Here is an 18,178-nt window from a genome sequence, read left to right as displayed (position 1 = left end):
GCCATTAACATGGTGCGCGATAAAAGCGCCCGATCACTTGACCACTGCGCCGGATAAGTGCCTGACTACCAGTCAAGCTGAATCGACCACTTGACGCACATGAAATGCCATAGGCACATTCTTAGATACGCACGCCCCGATTGTTTCGACACTCGCGTTTCCCGCCGTGTGCGCTAAGATGCAAAACAGGCTCCGGGAGAAACGCGCGTGTCCTCACCCACACACCGCATTTTCAATCAGGTGCCGGACCTGTCCGGCTACAACCTGTACACCTGCGACAACGTACTGCAAAGTGCGGTGACGCACTACGGTGCAGCCTGGTATGAAGCGAGGCTCTGTGCATTGGGCACGCGCCTGGGCGAGGCGGAGACGCTGGCGCAGGGCACGCTTGCCAACCGTTACCCTCCCGAACTCCACACGCACAACCGCATTGGCGAACGCATCGATTGCGTGAGCTTCCATCCGAGCTGGCACGCCCTGCTGCGCATCCTGCGCGGCAACCTACTGCATGCACTGCCCTTTGCCGAACCGCGTCCCGGCGCGTGGGCCGCGCGCAGCGCCGGCTATTACCTGCAGGGGCAGGTCGAAGCAGGCTCGCTGTGCCCCGCGACCATGACGTTTGCCAGCATCCCGGTGTTGCAGAAAGAGCCCGCACTGTTCGCCGAACTGGCGCCCCGCCTGCTGTCGGCTTCGCACGATGCGCGCGATGTGCCATGGCGCCAGAAATCGGCGGTGATGATCGGCATGGGCATGACCGAGAAGCAGGGCGGCTCCGATGTACGTAGCAATACCACCGTCGCGCGTGCGGCGGGCAGCCAGCGGGGCCGTGGTGCCGAGTATCGGCTGACCGGGCATAAATGGTTCTTCTCTGCACCGATGTGCGATGCCCATCTGGTCGTCGCCCGGCTGGAATACGAAGATGGCCCGCTGTCATGTTTTTTCGTGCCGCGCTTTCGTGACGACGGCAGCAAGAACGCGGTCTTCGTGCAGCGTCTGAAAGACAAGCTCGGCAACCGCTCGAACGCGAGCGCCGAAGTCGAGTTCGAAGACGCCAGCGGCATCCTCATCGGCGAGGAAGGCCGGGGCATTCCAACAATTCTCGACATGGCGACCCACACGCGCCTGGACTGTGTCATTGGCAGTACGGCCATCCTGCGGCAGACCGTGGTGCAGACCCTGCACCATGCGAACCATCGCGTGGCATTCGGCAAGCGTTTGGCGGAGCAGCCGCTGATGCGCAATGTCCTCCTCGACCTGGCGCTCGAAAGCGAAGCGGCCACGCGCCTGATGATGCATCTCGCCGATACCTTCGAACGGGCCGCGCACGATCCGGAAGCCGAAGCGTGGAAACGCATCATGACGCCGGCCGCGAAGTTCTGGATCTGCAAGCGCGCCGTGGAGGCCACCGGCGAAGCCATGGAAGTATGGGGCGGCAACGGTTATGTCGAAGAGGGCCCGTTGGCGCGGCTGTATCGCGAAGCGCCGGTCAATTCGATCTGGGAAGGCTCGGGCAACATCATGTGCCTCGACGTGCTCCGCGCCATTCAGAAATCACCGGAGAGCGCAGGACGCCTGCTGCAGGGCATCGCGGCACTGGCCGATGGGGATGCGCGTATCCGCGGACGCCTTGGGGAATTGCAGACGCTGCTGCAACAGCCGCCCGACACGCTCGAAGCCGAGGCCCGCCGCGTGGCGCAACTGCTCGTGCTGACCGCCCAGGCCGCGCTGATGGTGCGCTATAGCGTACGCTCCACTGCGGACCTGTTCGTACGCAGCCGCTTCAAGCCGCTGCACGGACGTGTCTTCGGCACGCTCGCCAATGTGCCGGCAAAGCTTGCGCAACGGCTGCTTGAGGACAGCTTTCCTGTGTAGCGGACACACCCGCGCAATCCTACAAAAAACGGCAACCCGCAGGTTGCCGTTTCGATGCGATCCGCAGAGGCTGCGAACCAGATGCCAGGGAACACTCAACGCTTGGCTGCGGCACGCAGGGCGTCGGCCTTGTCGGTGGCTTCCCACGTGAATTCCGGCTCCTCGCGGCCGAAGTGGCCATAGGCGGCGGTCTTCTGGTAGATCGGACGCAGCAGGTCAAGCATCTGGATAATGCCCTTCGGACGCAGGTCGAAATGCTCGCGCACCAGCGCGGCGATCTGGTCGTCCGGGATCACGCCCGTGCCTTCGGTGTACACGGTGATGTTCATCGGCTGTGCCACACCAATGGCATACGCCACCTGCACCTGGCACTGGCGCGCCAGGCCGGCGGCGACAATGTTCTTGGCCACGTAGCGCGCCGCGTAGGCTGCCGAACGGTCCACCTTGGTCGGATCCTTGCCCGAGAATGCACCGCCGCCGTGCGGGCACGCGCCGCCGTAGGTATCGACGATGATCTTGCGACCGGTCAGGCCGCAGTCACCCTGCGGGCCGCCGATGACGAAGCGGCCGGTCGGGTTGATCAGGTACTTGGTTTCCTTGAGCCACTCCTTCGGCAGGACCGGCTTGATGATTTCTTCAATCACCGCCTCGATGAAGCTGGCCTTCATCTTGGTCGCCGTTTCGCTCTGGTCGGGGTGGTGCTGGGTGGACAGCACCACGGTGTCGATGCTGTGCGGCTTGCCATCGACATAGCGCATCGTCACCTGGCTCTTGGCGTCCGGGCGCAGGAACGGCAGGCGGCCATCCTTGCGCAGCTGTGCCTGACGCTCCACCAGACGGTGCGCGTAATAGATAGGCGCAGGCATCAGCTCCGGCGTTTCGTCGCAGGCGTAGCCGAACATCAGGCCCTGGTCGCCGGCACCGGTGTTCAGGTGGTCGTCGCTGGCGTGGTCCACGCCCTGGGCGATGTCGTTGGACTGCTTGTCATAGCAGACCATGACCGCGCAACCCTTGTGGTCGATGCCGTACTCGGTATTGTCGTAGCCGATGCGCTTGATGGTATCGCGCGCGACTTCGATATAGTCGACATGCGCGTTCGTGGTAATTTCGCCGGCCAGCACCACCAGGCCGGTGTTGCACAGCGTCTCCGCGGCCACGCGGCTGCGCGGGTCCTGTTCAAAGATGGCGTCGAGGATGGCATCGGAAATCTGGTCGGCCACCTTGTCCGGGTGTCCTTCGGAGACCGATTCCGACGTAAAGAGAAAATCGTTTGCCACAGTTGCTCTCCAGGTTGGCATCTGCGTGCCCGTTACTGGAACGTGGCGACGCTTTAGCGGAATTGTTGTCGGGCCATGCACATGCCATGTGCCCGAATCGCCCCGCAAGTTGTCATTTAACTCGGCGATCGCGTTATTATACGGCACTTACCGATGACGCTGCATGGCGTCCCGCCCCAGGCGGGAGACCCTCTCCCGAGGGCCATCGCACGGTTCGCTCCCGGTTCGCCCCATGCTGCCCACCGCATTCCCGCCGCTCCCGACATGACCGTTCTCTTCTGGCTGCTCTCCCGACTTCCGCTACGCGTCCTCCAGGCGCTCGGCGGCATGTTCGGCTGGCTCGGCGCACAGGTGCCCGGACGTTACAGCCGCCTGCTGCGCGACAACCTGCAGCGCGCCCTGCCGCAGGCCACGCCCGCCATCCGCAACGCAGCAGCGCGTTCAGCCGGCCGCATGATGTTCGAGATGCCGTATTTCTGGATGCGCAGTGATCCGCTCGCCGGCCTGCGGATCGACAGCGGCAACCTGTTCACGACCATGGACGCATCGCTCGCGCAGGGCCGAGGCCTGATCCTGCTGACGCCGCACCTTGGCTGCTTCGAGGTGCTGCCGCCGATCATCGCCACGCGCCATCCGCTCGTCGCCATGTACAAGCCACCGCACAAGCCGGCATTGCGCGACTGGATCGAGCGCATGCGCACGCGCCCCAACGTCACCATGGCGCCGGCCGAAGCGCGCGGTGTGCGCATGGTGGTCAAGCAGCTCAAGCGCGGCGGCGTGGCCGGCATCCTGCCCGACCAGACGCCCACCGGCGGCGAAGGTGCATGGGCGCCGTTCTTCGGCCGCCCGGCCTATACAATGACGCTGGTACACAAGCTGCATCAGCTGACCGGCGCGCCGATCGTGCTGATCTGCGCCGAACGCCTGGCGCACGGCGAGGGCTACCGCGTGCATACCATGCCCGTGCCGACGCCACTGCCGGACGACCCTTCCGCTGCCAATACGGTGCTGAACGCCACGCTCGAACAGATGGTGCGGCAATTGCCAACGCAATACCTGTGGGGCTACAACCGCTACAAGCATCCGGATGGCGCGCCGCCCCCGCCCGCTACAGAATCCACTGCCGGAACGGCCGCATGATCGGGCGCGTGTTCACCTGGCTCGGCATTGGCTTGCTGCATGTGCTGAGCTATTTGCCATATGGAATCGTGGCGCGCTTTGGCGAGGCACTGGGCAGCCTGCTGTACCGCATCCCGAGCCGCCGCAAGCGCATCGTGCAGACCAATCTGCGCCTGTGCTTTCCAGAAAAATCCGAGGCCGAACGGGAAGCGCTGGCGCGCGAGACCTTCCGCATGGTGCTGCGCAGCTTTGCCGAACGCGGCATCTTCTGGTGCGGCAGTGACGCCCAGGTGCGCCGCTGGGTACAGATCGACGACCAGGCCAACCTGCCGGCGCTGCATGGCACGCCGCATATCGTGGTAGCGCTGCATCTGGCCGGCGTGGAAGCGGGGGCGATCCGCGTGACCCAATACCTGGGCGACCACGCCATCCCTGGCCACTCCCTGTACACCACGCAATCGAACCGGCTCTTCGACGCACACATGAAACGCTGGCGCGGCCGCTTCGGTGGCAACATGATCGCGCGTACGCAGAATACGCGCGACGTGGTGCGGCTGATCCGCAAGGGCGAGGTGATGCAGCTGATTGCCGACATGGATTTCGGTGCGCGCGAATCGGTGTTCGTGCCGTTCTTCGGCGTGCCGGCCGCCTCGCTCGCGGCAGTCTCGCGCCTGGCGCGGCTGACCGGCGCCAAGGTGATTTTTTCTTATACCGAGATGCTGCCGGACTACCAGGGCTACTGCGTCCACCTGCTCCCGCCCGAGGCGGATGTCCCGACGGACGATGTGGTCTCTGACACCCGCCGCATGAACGCCTTCTTCGAATCGGTGATCGCCCCGCGCATTACGGAGTACTACTGGGTGCACAAGCGCTTCAAGACACGCCCGGAAGGCGAGCCTGGCGTCTACTGAGCTGGCCAGGCGCAAACCCGCCCAAGCCGCTACAATCGCAGGATGAAACTCCACTTCACCAAAATGCATGGCGCCGGCAACGATTTCATCGTGCTCGACGCCACCGCCGCGCCGCTCGAGCTGAGCGCCGCGCAATGGCAGGCGCTCGCCGACCGCCACTTCGGCATCGGCGCGGACCAGATCCTGATCGTGGAACGCAGCACGCGCCCGGACGCCGATTTCCGCTACCGTATCTTCAACAACGACGGCGGCGAAGTCGAGCATTGCGGCAACGGCGCGCGCTGCTTCGTGCGCTTCGTCAGCGAGCGCGGCCTGACCAGCAAACGCTCGATCCGCGTGGAAGTGCAACACGGCATCATCACGCTGACCCTGCAGGACAACGGCGAAGTCACCGTGGACATGGGCGCGCCGATCCTCGATCCGGCACAAGTGCCGTTCGTGCCAGGCGCGCTGCCGACACGCGCGGAAAGCGAGGACACGCTGTACGGCCTCGACATCAATGGCCAGACGCGCTGGATCTCCGCGGTGTCAATGGGCAATCCGCATGCCGTCCAGGTCGTGGACGATGTCGAAGCGTTTCCGGTGCGCGAGGAAGGCCCGCTGGTCGAGCATCACCCGGCGTTTCCCAAGCGCGTCAACGCCGGCTATATGCAGATCATCGACCGCAACACCATCCACCTGCGGGTCTTCGAGCGCGGCGCCGGCGAAACGCTGGCCTGCGGCACGGGCGCCTGCGCGGCCGTGGTCGCGGGCATTCGCCGCAACCTGCTGGATACGCCAGTGCGCGTCAAGACGCACGGCGGCTGGCTGACCATCGCCTGGGGCAGCGCCACCGACTCGGTACGCATGACCGGCCCGGCCGTGACGGTATTTGAAGGCACCATCGACCTCGACCGCCTGAACCCGCCGGCCTGATACGGCTGGCACCATCCCGGGAGCCGCCATGTCCATCGATTCGCTGCGCATCACCGCTGGCAAGCATTTCCAGCTGAAGGACTTCGACCCGGCGGCCAAGCCATGCACGACCGGCAGCAAGGCGGGCGACAAGGAACGCGTCGACGCTCTGTCGATCGAGCTCGACCTGCTGCAGGACAAGCTCTACGCCATGCGCAGCAAGCGCCTGCTGATCGTGCTGCAGGGCATGGACACGAGCGGCAAGGACGGCACGGTGCGTGGCGTGTTCCGCGCCTTCGATCCGCTGGGTGTGCGCGCCGTCAGCTTCAAGGCGCCTACCGCCAACGAACTGGCGCGCGACTACCTGTGGCGCGTGCACCTGCAGGTGCCGGCGGCCGGCGAGATCGTGATCTTCAACCGCAGCCACTACGAAGACGTGCTGATCACGCGTGTGCACGGCTGGATCGATGCCGACGAATGCGCACGGCGCTACCGCCAGATCCGCGCCTTCGAGGAACACCTGGTGGAGAATGGCACGACCCTTGTGAAGTGCTTCCTGCACATCTCGAAGGACGAACAGAAGAAACGGCTCGAGGAGCGCCTGGCGGATCCGCTCAAGCACTGGAAGTTCGACCCCAAGGACCTTGAGGAACGCCAGTACTGGGATGCCTACGCCGAGGCCTACGAACAGGCCATCGCCGCCACGGCCACGCCTGAGGCGCCGTGGTATGTCATCCCCGCCGATTCGAAATCACACCGCAATGTGGCAATTGCCGACATCCTGCTGCATACGATGACGGCCATGAAGCTCGCCTATCCCGATCCGCTTGCCGGACTCGCGGACATCAAGGTCACGTGACCGGCAGCGTCAATCAGGCATCGACGCCGTAGCGCGCGCGATACGCGCCAACGGCCGCGCGATGCTGGGCCAGCGCCGGATTCTGCGACGCGTCGAGATACTGCAACAGGTCCGCCAGGCTGGCGATCGACACCACCGGCATGCCGAACTCGCGCTGCACGTCCTGCACGGCCGAATGCTCGCCGACCTGTTCGGCGTTGCCGCTGCGCTCCATGCGGTCCAGCGCGATCAGCACTGCCGCCGGCGTCGCGCCTGCGGCACGGATCATCTGCACTGATTCGCGCACCGAGGTGCCGGCCGAGATCACGTCATCGATGATCACCACGCGGCCTTGGAGCTTGGCGCCGACGATGGTGCCGCCTTCGCCGTGGTCCTTGGCTTCCTTGCGGTTATAGGCGAACGGTACGTCACGTCCCATGCCCGCCAGCGCCACCGCCGTAGCCGAAGCCAGCGTGATGCCCTTGTAGGCCGGCCCGAACAGCATGTCGAACTCCACGCCCGAGGCCAGCAGCGTTTTCGCATAGAATTGGGCGACCTGCCCGAGCATCGCGCCCTGGTTGAACAGGCCCGCATTGAAAAAGTACGGGGAGGTGCGTCCAGCCTTGGTGACGAACTCGCCGAACGACAGGACGCCCGCGTCCAGCGCGAACTGAATAAAAGCGTGGCGCAGATTGTCTTGCGTCATTTCGATTCCCTTTTGCAGAATTCCCGAGATGTTACGGATTATCAGCGCCAACCTCAACGGCATCCGCTCCGCCAGCCGCAAAGGCTTCTTCGACTGGATGGGCCAGCAGAACGCCGACATCGTCTGCGTGCAGGAACTGAAAGCACAGGCTGCCGACATGACACCCGAGTTTCTCGCGCCGCACGGCTATCACGGCTTTTTCAGCTACGCTACCAAGAAGGGCTACAGCGGCGCGGGTTTATACAGCCGGCGTGAACCCGATGATGTGATCATCGGGTTCGGCAACAGCGAGTTCGATGACGAGGGCCGCTATGTCGAGGCCCGCTACGGCAATCTCGCGGTGATCTCCGTCTACGTGCCGTCCGGCTCCAGCTCCGAGGAACGCCAGCAAGCCAAGTTCCGCTTCATGGACGTGTTCCTGCCGCATCTCGCGCAACTCAAGGCGGCCGGGCGGGAGATCGTGCTGTGCGGCGACGTCAACATCGCCCACCGCGAGATCGATATCAAGAACTGGAAGGGCAACCTCAAGAACTCCGGCTTCCTGCCCGAGGAACGCGCGTGGCTCACCAACCTGTTCGACAACCATGGCTATGTGGATGTGTTCCGCGTACTCGACCCACGCCCGGAACAGTACACCTGGTGGAGCAACCGCGGCCAGGCCTACGCCAAGAACGTCGGCTGGCGCATCGACTACCACCTGACCACGCCGGGTATCGCGCAGACCGCCAAGGCCTGTTCGATCTACAAGGATGTGAAGTTCAGCGATCACGCGCCGCTGACCATCGACTACGCATTCAAACCCTGAATGCCTGCCGGTCCCCTGACTATACTGTGAGCGTGCCCGCTGGTGGCACGTCTCTCCAACCTCCGGAGCACACATCATGCAGATCACCGACTTGCTGGGCCAGATCGGCGGCCTCCAGTCCATGGCCAACGAACTCGGCGTTGACGAAAGCGAGGTCGCGCGCGGGGCCGACGCCTTGCTGCCCGCCATTCTCGGCGGTGTGAAGAAACAGGCGCAAGCCCAGCCCGGTGGGCTCGAGGATGTGCTCGGCATGCTCGGCCAGGCCGGCGGCGGCGGTTTGCTCGAACAGGTCCTTGGCGCGCAACCGACCGATGTGTCGTCCGGCAATGACATCCTCGGCCAGATCTTCGGCTCGAAGGACGTGAGCCGCACCGTGGCCGAAAGCGCGGCCGCGCAATCCGGCCTGGACTCGTCCCTGCTGAAGAAAATGCTGCCCATGCTCGCCATGTTGGTGATGGGCTATATGTCGCGCCAGCGCGGCGGTACGGCGGATGAAACTGCTGCTCAGGGCGGCGGCCTGGGCGACCTGCTCGGCGGCGTACTCGGCGGCGGCGCTGGCGGCCTGGGTGGCGGACTCGGCAGTGTGCTGGGCGGTATGCTCGGCGGTGGAGCAGGGCAGGCTCAGGCGGGCGGTGCAGGTGCACTGGGCGGCCTCGGCAGCATGCTCGACCTGAACGGCGACGGCAACGCCCTCGACGACATCCTGCGCATGGCGGGCAAGGCCATGCGCTGAGGCGCCGCCTCGCACCTGCCACAGTGCTGCGGTAAAATCGCGGCACAGGGCCGGCATCCCCGACCGGCACCGGAGACGCGATCAGAATGAGACCGGCCGTACCGCCAAGTGCGGCGCGGCTGCCAGCCAGGGACGGGCTGCATTCTGATCGCGTCTTTTCTTCACAGCGAGAAGTTCATGACGACCAAGGTTTTTGTCGATGGGCAGGAAGGCACGACCGGCCTGCGCCTGCTCGACTATCTGTCCGCCCGCTCCGATGTGGAGCTGCTGCGTATCGACGACGACAAACGCAAGGACCCGGCCGAGCGCGGCCGCTTCCTGAATGCCGCCGATGTCGCCTTCTTGTGCCTGCCGGATGCGGCATCGCGCGAGGCGGTATCGTTGGTGAACAACCCCAATACCTGCATCATCGACGCCAGCACGGCATTCCGTACCGACGACGGCTGGGCCTACGGCCTGCCGGAACTGGTGCGCGGCCAGCGCGAACGCATCCGCGCCAGCAAGCGCATCGCCGTGCCCGGTTGCCACGCCAGCGCCTTCATCCTCGCCGTGCGCCCGCTGGTGGATGCCGGCGTGCTGCCGCCCGACTATCCGCTCTCGGCCTTCTCGCTGACCGGTTACAGCGGCGGCGGCAAGAAAATGATCGCGGAGTTCGAGGCCGGCGGCAATCCGCGCCTGGAAAGCCCGCGCCCGTATGCCATGGGCCTCGAGCACAAGCACCTGCCGGAGATGCGCGTGCAGTCGCGGCTGGCCCAGGCGCCGGTGTTCTCGCCGGTGGTCGGCAACTTCTTCAAGGGCCTGGCCGTGACCGTGCCGCTGCATGTCAACCAGCTCGCCAAGCGCGTGACCCTGGCCGACATCCGTGCCATCTACGCCAGCCACTACGCGGGCGAGCAGTTCATCCGGGTGGCGCCGGACGATGGTCCGGAGCAGCTCGACAACGGTTTCTTCGACGTGCAGGCCAATAACGACACGAATCGTGCCGACCTGTTTGCCTTCGGCAACGGCGAGCGCATCGTGCTGATGGCGCGCCTCGACAACCTCGGCAAGGGCGCGGCCGGCGCCGCCGTGCAGTGCATGAACGTGCACATCGGCGCGGACGAAGCTACCAGCCTCGCAGCCTGACCGCGGGACGCCGGCAGCAGCGCCCCGCAGGGCGCGGTCTTCCGCGCCGGCTGTCCGTCAGCCATCTGGCAGCCTTCTCCCCAGCCAACCGCCGCTCGGCCCGCTCTGCCACGCGCACGGCGGGCCGCGTTCTTTTTGGGGACGACCCGGCGCCGTCGGCCGCTCCACTATCATAGGGAAGCCGGCCGGCGCTTTGGCGGCCCAGGTGCAAGCAGCCTCTTGAAATCCCGGCTGGCGCCGTCACCTAGTCATTTCAGAACAGGAAAAACACGATGGAACAATTTCACGGCACCACCATCGTCAGCGTGCGGCGCGGCAACCAGGTTGCGCTCGGCGGTGACGGCCAGGTCACGCTCGGCAACACGGTCATGAAAGGCACCGCGCGCAAGGTGCGGCGCATCTACAACAACCAGGTGCTGGTCGGCTTTGCCGGCAGCACCTCGGATGCGTTTGCGCTGCTCGACCGCTTCGAGACCAAGCTGGAGCAGTACCACGGCAACCTGACGCGCGCCGCCGTCGATCTCGCCAAGGACTGGCGCACCGACCGCGCCCTGCGTCGGCTCGAAGCCATGCTGATCGTGGCCGACCGCGAGACGACGCTGGTCATCACCGGCAACGGCGACGTGCTCGATCCGGAAGGCGGCGTGGCTGCCATCGGCTCCGGCGGTTCCTTCGCGCAGGCTGCGGCCCGTGCACTGGTGGACAACACCGAGCTGGCGCCACGCGATATCGTCGAGAAAGCGTTGACCATCGCCGGCGAGATCTGCATCTATACCAACACCAATTTCACCATCGAGTCCCTCGAATAAACGTTGCGCCGCGACGGCCGATGGAGTCCATCCGGCCGCCCATACCGACTGCCCCAGGATACGCACGATGTCACACACCATGACTCCGTCGGAGATCGTCTCCGAACTCGACAAGCACATCATCGGCCAGACCAAGGCCAAGAAGGCCGTGGCCGTGGCGCTGCGCAACCGCTGGCGCCGCCAGCAGGTCGCCGAGCCGCTGCGCCACGAGATCACGCCCAAGAACATCCTCATGATCGGCCCGACCGGCGTCGGCAAGACAGAGATCGCGCGCCGCCTGGCGCGGCTGGCCGATGCGCCGTTCATCAAGATCGAGGCGACCAAGTTCACCGAGGTCGGCTACGTGGGTCGCGACGTCGATACCATCATCCGCGACCTCGCGGAAATGGCCGTGAAGATGACACGTGAAAGCGAGATGCGCAAGGTGCGCACGCGTGCCGAGGACGCGGCGGAAGATCGCCTGCTCGACGTGCTGCTACCGCCGCCGCGCGATGCCGCCGCACACCTGTCGGAAGACAAGGATTCGAACACGCGCCAGGTGTTCCGCAAGCGCCTGCGCGAGGGTCAGCTCGACGACAAGGACATCGAGCTCGAAGTCGACTTGGGTGCGCCGTCGATGGACATCATGGGTCCTCCGGGCATGGAAGACATGACCGAGCAGATCAAGTCGATGTTCGCGGGCCTGGGCCAGGGCCGCAAGAAGCGCCGCAAGCTGAAGGTCAAGGAAGCCTTCCGCCTGCTGGTCGATGAAGAGGCCGCCAAGCTGGTCAACGAGGAAGAACTGAAGACCAAGGCGATTGCCAACGTCGAGCAGAACGGGATCGTGTTCCTCGACGAGATCGACAAGATCGCCACGCGCGGCGACCGGGGCAATGGCGGCGAAGTGTCCCGCCAGGGTGTGCAGCGCGACCTGCTGCCGCTGGTGGAAGGCACGACCGTGAGTACCAAGTACGGCATGATCCGTACCGACCATATCCTCTTCATCGCCTCGGGCGCATTCCATGTGTCCAAGCCGAGCGACCTGATTCCGGAACTGCAAGGCCGCTTCCCGATCCGCGTGGAGCTTGATTCGCTGTCGGAAGCCGACTTCGAAGCGATCCTGACGCAGACCGACGCGAGCCTGACCAAGCAGTACCAGGCGCTGCTGGCGACCGAGGACGTCGCCATCGAGTTCGCGCCGGACGGTATCCGCCGCCTCGCCGAAATCGCCTGTTCGGTCAACGAGAAGGTCGAGAATATCGGCGCACGCCGTCTGCACACGGTGATGGAGCGCCTGCTCGAAGACCTGTCATTCCACGCCACCAAGGCGTCCGGCACGACGGTCACCATCGACGCCGCCTACGTCAACGAACGCCTGCAGGAACTGGCCGGCAACGAAGACCTGTCGCGCTACGTGCTGTAATCCCCCAGCGGGCGGCTTGTGCGCAAGCCGCCCCGCCTCTCCCTGCATCTCCCAGAATCGGCTGTCGTTCCCCCGCTGCCCGCCAGGGCAGCGCGCCTGTCTCCGTCCATGGCCGGCGCCGCTTGCCGGTCGATTTCTACGTCAACGTCTGCGTCACCCGCGAGCGCCGCAGAGTCCGTTCATGTGGGAATTGTCCGACGCGCGGTTCAGTCGCCACCGTCTGCTGCGTCAACCGCCTCGTCCGTATGATGGGTTCATGGCAGGACGCTTTGTCACCCTGCACGGTCATTGCGCTGTCATTGTTAACTGACCTGAGGAGAACACCATGAATTGGGATCAAGTAGAAGGCAAATGGGATCAGCTCAAAGGCAAGGTCAAGGAAAAGTGGGGTGAGCTCACGGATGACGACCTCACGCAGATCAAAGGCAAGCGTGACCAGCTTGCCGGCAAGATCCAGGAGCGCTACGGCTACACCAAGGAGCGCGCCGAGGACGAACTGAAGGCTTGGGAATCCAACAACCGCTGGTAATCCCGCCAACCTGACCGATCGCTTGCATACGGATCTTCAGCCCGCTCCGGCGGGCTTTCCCGCGAGGGCCGTCACTGTGCGCAAACTGCCTTTTCTGACGCTGGCGCTGCTGGTACTGCTGGTCACCATGACCGCGTATCTCTGCATGCTCGATGAACGTGTTCCCGCGCCGGGCGGCGGCCTGGCGGCGCCGGAACGGCCGGTCGGATGGAGCCATGTCTATTTGCGTGTCTTGTGAGTGGCGGGGCGGGATGCTTCTCGGGTGATGGTTGCGCGGCCGCTTTCGCCCCGCGGCTTCGATCCTGTGTCCTCGCGTTTGACTGATCGACCTGTTACCCGACGTTGACGGCGTTCCGCTCAGCGCGCCACCGGTTTCTTGCCCAGCTTGCGCTGCAGGGTGCGGCGATGCATGTTGAGTGCCCGCGCGGTGGCCGAGATATTTCCCTTGTGTTCCGCCAGCACACGCTGGATGTGCTCCCATTCGAGCCGCGGCACCGACAGTGGCGTCGGCTCGATATCGGGCGACGGCGCCACCGCCTCGCCCTGCAGCGTGCGCAGGATGGTATCGACATCGGCCGGCTTGGCCAGATAATCGTCCGCCCCCGCTTTGACCGCCTGCACTGCCGTGGCGATGCTCGCATAACCGGTCAGCACCAGCATGCGCGCCTCGGGCAGCAGGGCGCGCAGCGGCTCGATCAGGTGCAGGCCCGAGGTCGTGCCGGTCGGATGGGCCAGATGCAAATCGACTGTGACCCAACCGTAGTCCGTGGCGCGCGCCAGCGCCAAAGCTGCCTCGGCCGTCGGTGCGACGGTCGGCGCATAGCCGCGGCGCATCAGGGCCCGCGCCAGCGCACCGGCGAACACATCGTCGTCATCGACGATCAGGAACCTGGGCGAGACCATAGGCACGGTGTTCACGGATGAGCCTCCGGCAGGTCGGAGGCGAATTCGGGGGCGAACGGCAGGCGCAGTTCAGCGCGCGTCCCCTGCTCCAGTGCGCTGCGCCACGTGAGCGCGCCGCCGAGGCGCTGCGCCGCCGACTGCGCCAGAAACAGTCCCACGCCCTGGCCGCCGGACGCGCTCGGCACAGGTTTGCGGCCGAGCTGGGCCAGCAGTCCGGCCGACATGCCCCGACCACGGTCGACCACGCTTAGCTGCAGCATCGCGGCATCGGCCTGTGCATCCAGCCGGATCCACGGCGTGACGGTCCCCCCGTCGTCGCGGCGCGCATAGCTCTGCGCGGCATTGTCGAGCAGGATCGTCAGAATCTGGCCCACCGCTACTGCATCGACCATCGCCTTGCCAGCCGCATCCGCGGCCGGCAAGGCCAGTTCGAGTTCGGCCTGCGGATGGCGCAAGCGCCAGTTGCGTGCAAACTCGGGCAGCCAGTCCGCCAGTTTTACCGGCGCCTGCGATGCACCGCTCACCTGCAGACGACCCAGTGCGGCCTTGCACAGCGCTAGCTGTTGCTCGACCATGACCAGATCTTCCGCATACGCGCCGATCGCCGTGCCGGATTGCGCAGCGTCCATGGCGTCGCGGCGCAATTCTCCGGTCACCACGGCGATGGTCGCCAGCGGCGTGCCGATCTCGTGCGCGGCGCTTGCCGCCTGCGCACCGAGTGCCTCCATGCGCTCGTCACGCAGCAGTTGCTCGCGCGCGGCTGCCAGTTCGGCATCGCGCTGCCGCAGCGTGCCCGACAGGCGCGCCACGAAGCCGGCCAGCAGTGCGGCGCTCGCGATAAAGTTCAGCCACATGCCACCAAGGTGGGCGGATACCGCGCTGTCCGGATCGTGCAGATGCAGCGGCTGGTAGTGGAACAGCATCACCGAATAGGCAGCGAAGGCCGCCAGCGCCAGTCCCGCGACCTGCCACCACGGCAGCAGCGCGGCGGCGATGGCCAGGCTGGGCAGATAGAACGACACGAACGGATTGGTCGCGCCGCCAGTGAAGTAGAGCAGGGCGGACAGCGCGCCGACATCGAACAGCAGTTGCGCCGCCAGTTCGCCATCCGCAACCTGCCAGCCGTTCTTCTGCAGCACATGCAGGCGGAACATGCTGGCGAGATTGACGGCCCCCTCCACCGCCATGATGGCGAGCAGGGTGTTGACCGGCAGATGCATGCCCAGCGCATGGCCCAGCCACAGGATCACGCCCTGTCCGGCCAGCACGCCCCAGCGCAGCCAGAGCAGGCGGCGCAGCGTCAATGGATCGTGACGGTGCGGGGAACGGTGTGGCGATGAAGATGTGTGTCGAGCGGAGGGCGGCATGCCGTGAGTGTAACCAAGGTGCGCCACGGCGGTGCGCCGGCGGCGGGCTGTGCGACACCATGCCGCATGGTCGCCGGCCGGTGTGCTCTCTAGAATGCGCAGCACACTCCGCAAACTGTCCCCCGCCATGTCCGCCTTACCCGCCTTCTTCCGACCGGCGCTGTCCGTCCGCCCCGCCCGCCTGAATCCCCGTCCGCGCGCGGCTCTGACACCGCTGGTGCTCGCCATGCTGGGCGGCACGGCGCTCGCCCAGCCGGCCCAGCCAGTCGATTCCGCGATCACCGCCGCCCTGCCCGAAGTGACCGTGCAGGGCAGCCGCGAAGGCGCGCCGACCCAGCCGGGCATCGGCGCGGCGCGGGCCACCGCAGCCCGCGTGCCGGGCGGCGCGACAGTCGTCGATACCGAAACCGCGCGCGAAGGCCGTGTCTCGACGCTCACCGACACCCTCGGCTATGCGCCCGGCGTGCTGGTGCAGAGCCGCTTCGGCGCCGAAGAGGCGCGCATCTCGATCCGCGGCTCGGGCCTGCAGCGCACTTTCCATGGTCGCGGCCTGCTGGTACTGCAAGATGGCATTCCGATCAACCTGGCCGACGGCAGCTTCGACATGCAGGCCATCGAGCCCCTGGCGGCGCGCTATATCAATGTCTATCGCGGCGCGAATGCGTTGCAGTACGGCGCGGCCACGCTTGGCGGGGCGATCGACTACGTTTCCGCCACCGGAGCGGACCAGGCGCCGCTGGAAGTCCGCGTGGAAGGGGGGAGCGACGCGTACCGCCGCGTCCATGTCGGCGCGGCCGGCGCCAGCGACACCGCGCACGGCCCGATCGACTACGCGCTCTCGGTCTCGACCTTTGACCAGGATGGCTTTCGCCGCCATGCGCGCCAGTCCACGCAGCGCGCCATCGGCCAGTTCGGCTGGCAGATCACGCCGGATCTCGACACGCGCTTCTATCTCGGCGCCGTGCACAGCCGCTCGGAACTGCCGGGCAACCTCACGCTTGCCCAGGTCATGGACGATCCGCGCCAGGCCAATGCGCAGAACGTGGCGCAGAACCAGAAGCGCGACCTCGACCTGTTCCGCCTCGCCAACCGCACCAGTTTCCGCATCGACGATGTGCAGCGCGTGGATGTCGGCGGCTACTGGGTGCACAAGGAACTGTTCCACCCGATCTTCCAGGTGCTCGACCAGAACAGTGACGACGTCGGCCTGTCGCTGCGCTACCAGCTGACCGCGCCGCTGTTCGGCCGGCCCAACCGGCTAGCGGCCGGCGTGCAGTTCAGCCGTGGCGTGCTCGACGAGGACCGCTGGGTCAACGTCAGCGGCCGGCGCGGTGCGCGCACCAACCAGAACCGGCAGACCGCGCTCACTGCCAGCGCGTACCTCGATAACCAGTGGTCGGTCACCGATGCGGTGGCGCTGACCGGCGGCGTGCAGTTCACGCGCGCCACGCGCCGCCTCGACGACCGCTTCATCGCGCCGGGCGAGGCCTCCGACAGCTTCGACATGCGCTACACCGCGTGGAGTCCGCGCATCGGCGTGCTGGTGGATGTTGCGCCGCGCGTGCAGGTGTACGGCAATCTGTCGCGCAGTGTCGAACCACCAACCTTCAGCGAACTGGCCGGCGGCCTCAACCCGATCCGCAATGCCGCGCAGCGCGCCTGGACCGCCGAGATCGGCACGCGCGGCGAACTGCCGCTCGACAATGCCAAGCTCGGCTGGGATGTCTCGGCCTATCACGCCGAACTGCGCGGCGAGCTGCTTGCCACCGTAGTGAACGGCATCACGCAGACGCGCAATGCGGGCCGCACCCTGCACCAGGGCGTAGAAGCCGGGCTATGGGGCGAGACCGGGCCATGGCGCACGCGCATCGCCGCGCTCGTCAACCGCTTCCGCTTCGATGGCGATCGCGTGTACGGCAACAATGCGCTGCCGGGCGTGCCGCGCGCGCTGCTGCGCGCCGAGCTGACCTACCGCTTTCGCGAAGGACTGCTGCAGGGCGTGTATGCCGGGCTGACGGGCGAATGGCAGCCCGGCAGCTATGCCATGGACATGGCCAACACGTTCTCCGCGCCGTCATATGCCATCTGGGGCGTCAAGCTCGGCCAGCAGGTGAACCGCCAGTGGTCGTGGTTTGTCGAAGGACGGAACCTGTCGGACCGGCGCTACGTGGCCACCACCGGCATCGTGCCGAGCATGGCCGGCCGCGACGGCGCGCAGTTCCTGCCCGGCGACGGACGCTCGGTGTATGCGGGGGTGCAGTACCGCTACTGATACGCCCCCAAGCGGGCAGGCAACGGGCCGGACGGCCATGCACTACACTATCGGGCCTGAACGTACTTGAATGCTTTTGATACAGGATTGGATATGAAACGCTCATTCCGCCTGGCGGCCTGCCTGGCAGCCGGGATCATGCTCTCCGGCCATGCCTTCGCGCAGGTGGATGTCTCCGGCGCCTGGGTGCGCGGCACGGTACCCGCCCAGACCGCCTCGGGCGCCTTCATGACGCTGCATGCCCATGAAGCCGCGACACTGGTGAACGCAACGTCGCCCGTCGCCAGGAAGGTGGAGGTGCACGAGATGAAGATGGACGGCAACGTGATGCGCATGCGCGCCGTGCAAACGCTCGACCTGCCGGCCATGCAGGCGGTCGAACTCAAGCCCGGTGGCTACCACATCATGCTGATGGGCCTGACGCAGCCGCTCAAGGCCGGCGACAAGGTGCCGCTCACACTGACCTTCCGCATCGGCCAGAAGACCATGGAAAAACGCGTGGACGCGGAAGTCCGTGCGCTGAACGCCACCGCCGGGGGTGCGGACAAGCCCGCCGGGCATCACCACCACTGAGGGCCCGGCGGCGCCCTCAATCCGGGTCAGGCTGGGCCGCCGA

Annotated in this window: 18 protein-coding genes; 14 read left to right on the top strand and 4 right to left on the bottom strand. The window is 65.9% G+C overall.

Annotated elements, in window-relative coordinates; all coding sequences use genetic code 11:
• Positions 1–207: 207 nt before the first annotated feature.
• Positions 208–1,872: an isovaleryl-CoA dehydrogenase gene (locus tag ACQ3C8_RS00620; protein ID WP_428852086.1), complete on the top strand. Its 1,665-nt coding sequence runs from the start codon at positions 208–210 to the stop codon at positions 1,870–1,872.
• A gap of 95 nt (positions 1,873–1,967) precedes the next feature.
• Here ACQ3C8_RS00620 and metK read toward each other — a convergent pair whose 3' ends face one another.
• A complete protein-coding gene (metK, locus tag ACQ3C8_RS00615) occupies positions 1,968–3,149 on the bottom strand; it encodes a methionine adenosyltransferase (RefSeq protein ID WP_009520864.1) in 1,182 nt (393 codons plus the stop codon).
• 264 nt (positions 3,150–3,413) lie between these two features.
• On the opposite strand from metK, the gene ACQ3C8_RS00610 reads away from it, so the two are divergent.
• From ACQ3C8_RS00610 to ACQ3C8_RS00595, 4 genes are read left to right on the top strand one after another with little or no spacing between them, the layout of a single operon-like run.
• Positions 3,414–4,289: a lysophospholipid acyltransferase family protein gene (locus ACQ3C8_RS00610; RefSeq protein WP_428852085.1), complete on the top strand. Its 876-nt coding sequence runs from the start codon at positions 3,414–3,416 to the stop codon at positions 4,287–4,289.
• Entirely contained in the window at positions 4,289–5,179 is an 891-nt protein-coding gene (locus ACQ3C8_RS00605; protein WP_037029088.1) for a lipid A biosynthesis lauroyl acyltransferase, read from the top strand. The genes ACQ3C8_RS00610 and ACQ3C8_RS00605 overlap by 1 nt, the downstream gene beginning before the upstream one ends.
• Positions 5,180–5,221: 42 nt before the next feature.
• Complete coding sequence (gene dapF / locus ACQ3C8_RS00600; protein WP_428852084.1) at positions 5,222–6,094, top strand: diaminopimelate epimerase; 873 nt, start codon at positions 5,222–5,224, stop codon at positions 6,092–6,094.
• A gap of 28 nt (positions 6,095–6,122) precedes the next feature.
• Positions 6,123–6,932: a polyphosphate kinase 2 family protein gene (locus ACQ3C8_RS00595; RefSeq protein WP_428852083.1), complete on the top strand. Its 810-nt coding sequence runs from the start codon at positions 6,123–6,125 to the stop codon at positions 6,930–6,932.
• Between the two features lie 13 nt (positions 6,933–6,945).
• Here ACQ3C8_RS00595 and pyrE read toward each other — a convergent pair whose 3' ends face one another.
• Positions 6,946–7,617: an orotate phosphoribosyltransferase gene (gene pyrE / locus ACQ3C8_RS00590; RefSeq protein WP_428852082.1), complete on the bottom strand. Its 672-nt coding sequence runs from the start codon at positions 7,615–7,617 to the stop codon at positions 6,946–6,948.
• 28 nt (positions 7,618–7,645) lie between these two features.
• Between pyrE and ACQ3C8_RS00585 the strand changes: the two genes are divergently transcribed.
• From ACQ3C8_RS00585 to ACQ3C8_RS00555, 7 genes are all read left to right on the top strand, one after another.
• Entirely contained in the window at positions 7,646–8,422 is a 777-nt protein-coding gene (locus tag ACQ3C8_RS00585; RefSeq protein WP_428852081.1) for an exodeoxyribonuclease III, read from the top strand.
• 76 nt (positions 8,423–8,498) lie between these two features.
• Positions 8,499–9,155 (top strand): DUF937 domain-containing protein, encoded by a 657-nt coding sequence (locus tag ACQ3C8_RS00580; protein ID WP_428852080.1) that lies wholly within the window; start codon positions 8,499–8,501, stop codon positions 9,153–9,155.
• A 177-nt stretch (positions 9,156–9,332) separates the two neighbouring features.
• Positions 9,333–10,280: an N-acetyl-gamma-glutamyl-phosphate reductase gene (argC, locus tag ACQ3C8_RS00575; protein WP_009520856.1), complete on the top strand. Its 948-nt coding sequence runs from the start codon at positions 9,333–9,335 to the stop codon at positions 10,278–10,280.
• Positions 10,281–10,552: 272 nt separating this feature from the next.
• Complete coding sequence (gene hslV, locus ACQ3C8_RS00570) at positions 10,553–11,089, top strand: ATP-dependent protease subunit HslV (protein WP_428852079.1); 537 nt, start codon at positions 10,553–10,555, stop codon at positions 11,087–11,089.
• A gap of 67 nt (positions 11,090–11,156) precedes the next feature.
• On the top strand, positions 11,157–12,491 hold the full coding sequence (hslU, locus tag ACQ3C8_RS00565) for an ATP-dependent protease ATPase subunit HslU (RefSeq protein WP_428852078.1): 1,335 nt from the start codon (positions 11,157–11,159) through the stop codon (positions 12,489–12,491).
• A gap of 325 nt (positions 12,492–12,816) precedes the next feature.
• Positions 12,817–13,020 (top strand): CsbD family protein, encoded by a 204-nt coding sequence (locus tag ACQ3C8_RS00560; protein WP_009520853.1) that lies wholly within the window; start codon positions 12,817–12,819, stop codon positions 13,018–13,020.
• A 76-nt stretch (positions 13,021–13,096) separates the two neighbouring features.
• Positions 13,097–13,258: a hypothetical protein gene (locus ACQ3C8_RS00555; RefSeq protein ID WP_009520852.1), complete on the top strand. Its 162-nt coding sequence runs from the start codon at positions 13,097–13,099 to the stop codon at positions 13,256–13,258.
• Positions 13,259–13,377: 119 nt separating this feature from the next.
• Here the strand turns inward: ACQ3C8_RS00555 and ACQ3C8_RS00550 are convergent, their stop codons facing one another.
• A complete protein-coding gene (locus tag ACQ3C8_RS00550) occupies positions 13,378–13,923 on the bottom strand; it encodes a response regulator transcription factor (protein WP_428853100.1) in 546 nt (181 codons plus the stop codon).
• A gap of 11 nt (positions 13,924–13,934) precedes the next feature.
• Positions 13,935–15,290: an ATP-binding protein gene (locus tag ACQ3C8_RS00545; protein ID WP_428852077.1), complete on the bottom strand. Its 1,356-nt coding sequence runs from the start codon at positions 15,288–15,290 to the stop codon at positions 13,935–13,937.
• Between the two features lie 127 nt (positions 15,291–15,417).
• Here ACQ3C8_RS00545 and ACQ3C8_RS00540 point away from each other — a divergent pair, with 127 nt between their 5' ends.
• The gene (locus tag ACQ3C8_RS00540; RefSeq protein WP_428852076.1) at positions 15,418–17,562 is read left to right on the top strand and encodes a TonB-dependent receptor family protein; all 2,145 of its coding nucleotides are present in this window, start codon (positions 15,418–15,420) and stop codon (positions 17,560–17,562) included.
• A gap of 93 nt (positions 17,563–17,655) precedes the next feature.
• Complete coding sequence (locus ACQ3C8_RS00535; RefSeq protein WP_428852075.1) at positions 17,656–18,135, top strand: copper chaperone PCu(A)C; 480 nt, start codon at positions 17,656–17,658, stop codon at positions 18,133–18,135.
• Positions 18,136–18,178 lie beyond the last annotated feature (43 nt).

Source organism: Imbroritus primus, assembly GCF_964332355.1.
Lineage (GTDB): Bacteria > Pseudomonadota > Gammaproteobacteria > Burkholderiales > Burkholderiaceae > Imbroritus > Imbroritus primus.
The sequence above is the reverse complement of the archived record's forward strand: the minus strand, read 5'-3'. Positions and strand labels throughout refer to the sequence as shown.

Coding starts and splice junctions, on each gene's coding strand:
- ACQ3C8_RS00585 (WP_428852081.1), top strand. CDS start 7,646: ATGTTACGGATTATCAGCGCCAACCTCAACGGCATCCGCTCCGCCAGC.
- ACQ3C8_RS00550 (WP_428853100.1), bottom strand. CDS start 13,923: ATGGTCTCGCCCAGGTTCCTGATCGTCGATGACGACGATGTGTTCGCC.
- ACQ3C8_RS00540 (WP_428852076.1), top strand. CDS start 15,418: ATGTCCGCCTTACCCGCCTTCTTCCGACCGGCGCTGTCCGTCCGCCCC.
- ACQ3C8_RS00560 (WP_009520853.1), top strand. CDS start 12,817: ATGAATTGGGATCAAGTAGAAGGCAAATGGGATCAGCTCAAAGGCAAG.
- dapF (WP_428852084.1), top strand. CDS start 5,222: ATGAAACTCCACTTCACCAAAATGCATGGCGCCGGCAACGATTTCATC.
- ACQ3C8_RS00545 (WP_428852077.1), bottom strand. CDS start 15,290: ATGCCGCCCTCCGCTCGACACACATCTTCATCGCCACACCGTTCCCCG.
- ACQ3C8_RS00535 (WP_428852075.1), top strand. CDS start 17,656: ATGAAACGCTCATTCCGCCTGGCGGCCTGCCTGGCAGCCGGGATCATG.
- ACQ3C8_RS00580 (WP_428852080.1), top strand. CDS start 8,499: ATGCAGATCACCGACTTGCTGGGCCAGATCGGCGGCCTCCAGTCCATG.
- argC (WP_009520856.1), top strand. CDS start 9,333: ATGACGACCAAGGTTTTTGTCGATGGGCAGGAAGGCACGACCGGCCTG.
- ACQ3C8_RS00610 (WP_428852085.1), top strand. CDS start 3,414: ATGACCGTTCTCTTCTGGCTGCTCTCCCGACTTCCGCTACGCGTCCTC.
- ACQ3C8_RS00595 (WP_428852083.1), top strand. CDS start 6,123: ATGTCCATCGATTCGCTGCGCATCACCGCTGGCAAGCATTTCCAGCTG.
- hslV (WP_428852079.1), top strand. CDS start 10,553: ATGGAACAATTTCACGGCACCACCATCGTCAGCGTGCGGCGCGGCAAC.
- hslU (WP_428852078.1), top strand. CDS start 11,157: ATGTCACACACCATGACTCCGTCGGAGATCGTCTCCGAACTCGACAAG.
- pyrE (WP_428852082.1), bottom strand. CDS start 7,617: ATGACGCAAGACAATCTGCGCCACGCTTTTATTCAGTTCGCGCTGGAC.